Genomic DNA, 3,949 nt, shown 5'->3' with positions numbered 1-3,949 from the left:
AACGCTCTTAAATTGCAGGAATTTGCAGAAAAAGCCCGTATAGCGGAAATACGGAGGAAGGCGGCTGACACTAGATATGGAAAATCAAATGAACCTGAGGTAGGGGCCTGGGTTGAGGAACTCGCTCAAACCGCAGGGTTCGATGTATCGCAGCTGTTCCAGGATGATATGCCACCTGAAATTGCCAAATTACTGCCGATAGCTAAGGGATTTATTGAGAGTGGGGGACTCCAAAAACTGCTAGGCGCAGCTGATGGGCCTGCACAACCAGGGCAACAGCCTCCTGGCGGAAACCAAGGTTGCATCTAAATTTTTATTGTTGTAAAACAATTACGCTGATGTATGGCAGCACGTCGTACAGCAGTTACCCGCCGGAGGAGATCATCTTCTCCGGTGCGGAGAGTCACCCGCCGGGTATCCGGATTAGGTGGCGGTAAATTCGGCCCCATCATACAGGGGTTGATCGGGGGAGTTGCATCCCAAGTTGGTAGCAAATTCCTGCCGGGATATGGCGGTATCTTGGGCATCGGTGCCACGGGGTACCTGATGAACAACACTACGTTACTCACACTTGCCGGTATGCAGGCGGGAGCCACTCTGAGCTCCGGATTCCTTGGCGGTAGTCCGGTCACGAATGGTGGAGGTACGATCTAATGGCAGCAACCATAGGCACTCTCACCATGAGAGGCCGGCAAAGTGGACGCCGGTACACCCTCAGCGTGTACAACCCGGCAGCAGGAGCAGCCGGTTCGTACGTACTCATGGACTGGAACGCCCCGGCATCCGCGAACAGCCCGAACTTTTTTACGGTCCCCGAAGTTGTGGATTGTATTGATTTTATTCCGACCGCAGCGACCGGCACGATTGAATTTACGAGTGACGGCATGCGCACCGCAGCGATCGCGGATTACTCGGCATTCGGAGCCACGAACCCCAGCCGGCCGGTAGGATCACTCCCAAGCCTGGCACCAGGGAAAACGTACCGCATGCTCGTCGTAGCGCCCCTGGCAGCGTGAGATCATGGCCGTAACGGTGTACGAGAGCGTAGGCACTACCAAACCCCGGATAATTACCATCGTAGTAACTGGGGTCGAAGCTTATGCATGGACACACCAAAATCGGGCAGTCAGGTTGCGACAGGTACGGGTTGACGTTGAGATCCATACTCCGATTGAGTCCGCCCTGGTAGATGTAGGATTCCCGATCGGCGCAATTTATCACAACTTGTGCCGGGTCAAACGCAAAATCCCACAGGAATTCATGCACACCCTGGTATCAGATGAGGTGACGCCGATTATTTACAACGGCGGATTTTCCCGCGTACCTGACTCGCTCGCTGAGCATCTGGAACTGATTACCGATGTATGGCGCGGATGCCTGGAAGTCAACTCCTCGCAACCCCTCTACATCAACCAATCGGTTGCACGATCTACGGTGGTGACGGTGATATATGATGAAACGTGAGAATCAAGATCTCATTCTTTTTGCCGGGGTCTTCGCGCTAGGAATTTACCTGGCATCGAGACCGGCATCAGCAGCACCGAGCACGCCGGGAGGCCCTCCTGCATCACAAGGCCCTCCAGCCCCATCCAGCGCGCCGGCCTCAGCTGGCGGGTGCGGGTGCGAGTGCGGGTGCGAGTGCGGGTGCGGAAACGGATCATCGCCTGTAACGTCAGCATCGAGCACGCCGGGAGGCCCTCCTGCATCACAAGGCCCTCCAGCATGGTACACCACCATGCTAGCTAATTTCCGGGCATCTGTTGATGCTCTCACAGCTGCAGGCAGGTATGAGGATGCATGGAGGGAGGCAGCACGGCGCGATGCCTGGATTGCATCGCTTGGCATGCTCCCAACTCAGTGGGAGGCGTTTGTCTGATGAGCTGGCAGGATACGCTGGTATCTGTTGCCCTGGTTGCCGGGGCCGTAGCTGTCGGAGCATGGGCAGTAAAAAGTTACCTGGTGGATCCGGCTGGAGAGGCCGGGGCCTGGGTAGGTCAGCACGTCCTCACGCCCGTGTACTATACAGCTCAGTTCCCCGCTACAGCTGTTCGGGGCCTCCTGGATGGTTGGGGAGTACCGGATATACCGGCCACTCCTCCCGGCTATCTCCCGTCAAATTGGACGTGGGTACAACCAGGCACTGAGGCACAGCCCGTATATGTCGGGCTACCCGCAGGCATGACCATGCGAGACTTCTGCGCCGCATCCCCTCCAGGAACGCGATTAGGCTGCGAAGCTTATGATGCTGAGCCGATCCCCTGGTGGCAGGATATTACATTGAGGTGGTAACAAAACATGACTTTTTGCCATCCCCGTACGGGGAGATGTTGGGCTAATGAGAGTATGGCTATCCAGATGGACGGCCCGCTTGTTTCCCCGGGGCCTGGACTGGTGCAGACCGGCGAGTTTGCCGGCAACCTGGCCGGGCAGGTAGAGCAACTCCAGGCTGGTAGCCAGTTCTGGATGAACTCAGCTTACCAGGGGCCAGAGCCTCCCCTGGAGGTGAAGGCAGTATTCTCTACTGCCGATTATGCGCGGGACTGGATCGCTACATACGCTCGACAGCTAGGCCCGAACGTATCTCCAGCAGTACAGCAGATACAGAAATACCCGGAGCCATCAGCACAAACACAAGTAATCTGGCAGGAGGCCCCACAGCTACAGCCCACAGTGGGCATGCAGCAGCAACCAGGGGCACCTACTCAGGTAGGGCAGGATTACAGCAGCGCGATCGCGGATATCAACAAGGCCCTAAACAGCCTGGCACAGCAACAGGCCGGGGGACAGGGCGCGGGGATCTCCGCATCCAGCATACCCTCCTGGATGATGATTGGCGGTCTTGCCTTAGGTGCTATACTCCTTGTATCGTTGCTTGGCAGGCCATCAGGAGCAGTGCCATATGGATAATGTATTCCTGGCTGGCTTAGCTATAGGCATGATTACCGGGCAGGCCCTCCTGCTCGCGGGAATAAGGATACTCATTGGAGGTGATCGGAGTGGTAGCTGAGGCAGTAGTGGACGGAGCTGTGATTGTTGGCCTTGGAGTGGCTTACAGCACGGCGATTGCCGTTACGTGGTGGGGCATATCCTATGGGCAGCATATGCTAAGGAGAGTTGACCAGAGCGCAACCGAGACCGCGATGACCGAGACCGCGAAATAAAAAAGAATAATTTTTTTTAGAGAGGAACATCATCCAGTTTTACCTGGGAGGCAGCATCCCACTCACGGAGGGCGCGCGCATACTTCTTCCTGGCATTTGTAAGCTCACGTTCTGCCTGGCTGAGCCGGTCAGCACAAACGCGCATCCTTTCTGCCCGGTCCTCATTAACCATCCAGATTCCTCCTCATTTGCGCACGCAGCTCTTCCAGGTTGTGCGCGGCATTTTCCAGTTTCTCCAGGTGCTCCAGGATTGCCTTGATTGCCATGTCGATATCTTCTACTTTTTCGATCCTGCGTACCAGGACAAATCTTATGTCAAGCGTTGCGGGTTTCATAATCCACCATAAATATCCTGTAAAATCTGTTCTGCAAACTCTTCTTGTCCCAAAAACTCAGCAAGCTGGATAAGCTCTTCCGGTTGGGCCTTAGGGAGGTATTCCGCGCGGAAAATTGGAGTTTTGAACGGTGTTTCGACCATTTTTTGGTCAAAATTTGAGGACTTTGTACGTACAAAGAACTCATTCAATTGATTATATAATTTCGCTGCTTGCTGTTTTGACTTGGTCTGGGGGCGATTCGCGAGCACTTGATCGCTCGTTTCAAGTAATCGGAAAATAACGGATCTCACGTACGGCGCGATCTTGATTTTCCTGCGTGCTAATTCCGATTTCCACTTAGATGGAACCCGGATGGATATACGATCTGTGTTTTTCTCTAGCATTTTTCCTCCAAACACCCTGTTCGAGTGTCAGACACAAAGTATGACACTCCGTCTATAAATGTCTTAC

The 3,949-nt window shown here is 54.6% G+C and carries 3 protein-coding genes; 2 read left to right on the top strand and 1 reads right to left on the bottom strand.

Annotation, left to right across the window (positions count from 1 at the left end):
* Together PHD44_RS12420 and PHD44_RS12415 are read left to right on the top strand one after the other, a co-directional pair.
* Positions 1–309: hypothetical protein (locus tag PHD44_RS12420; RefSeq protein ID WP_300192187.1), on the top strand; the 309-nt coding region annotated here is incomplete at its 5' end.
* A 951-nt stretch (positions 310–1,260) separates the two neighbouring features.
* Positions 1,261–1,464, top strand: coding sequence for a hypothetical protein (locus PHD44_RS12415; protein ID WP_300192185.1), 204 nt, complete (start codon positions 1,261–1,263; stop codon positions 1,462–1,464).
* A 2,028-nt stretch (positions 1,465–3,492) separates the two neighbouring features.
* On the opposite strand, the gene PHD44_RS12410 is transcribed toward PHD44_RS12415, so the two are convergent.
* Entirely contained in the window at positions 3,493–3,882 is a 390-nt protein-coding gene (locus PHD44_RS12410) for a hypothetical protein (RefSeq protein ID WP_300192183.1), read from the bottom strand.
* Between the last annotated feature and the right edge of the window lie 67 nt (positions 3,883–3,949).

It is taken from the genome of Halothiobacillus sp., assembly GCF_028710545.1.
Taxonomy (GTDB): domain Bacteria; phylum Pseudomonadota; class Gammaproteobacteria; order Halothiobacillales; family Halothiobacillaceae; genus Halothiobacillus.
The sequence above is the reverse complement of the archived record's forward strand: the minus strand, read 5'-3'. Positions and strand labels throughout refer to the sequence as shown.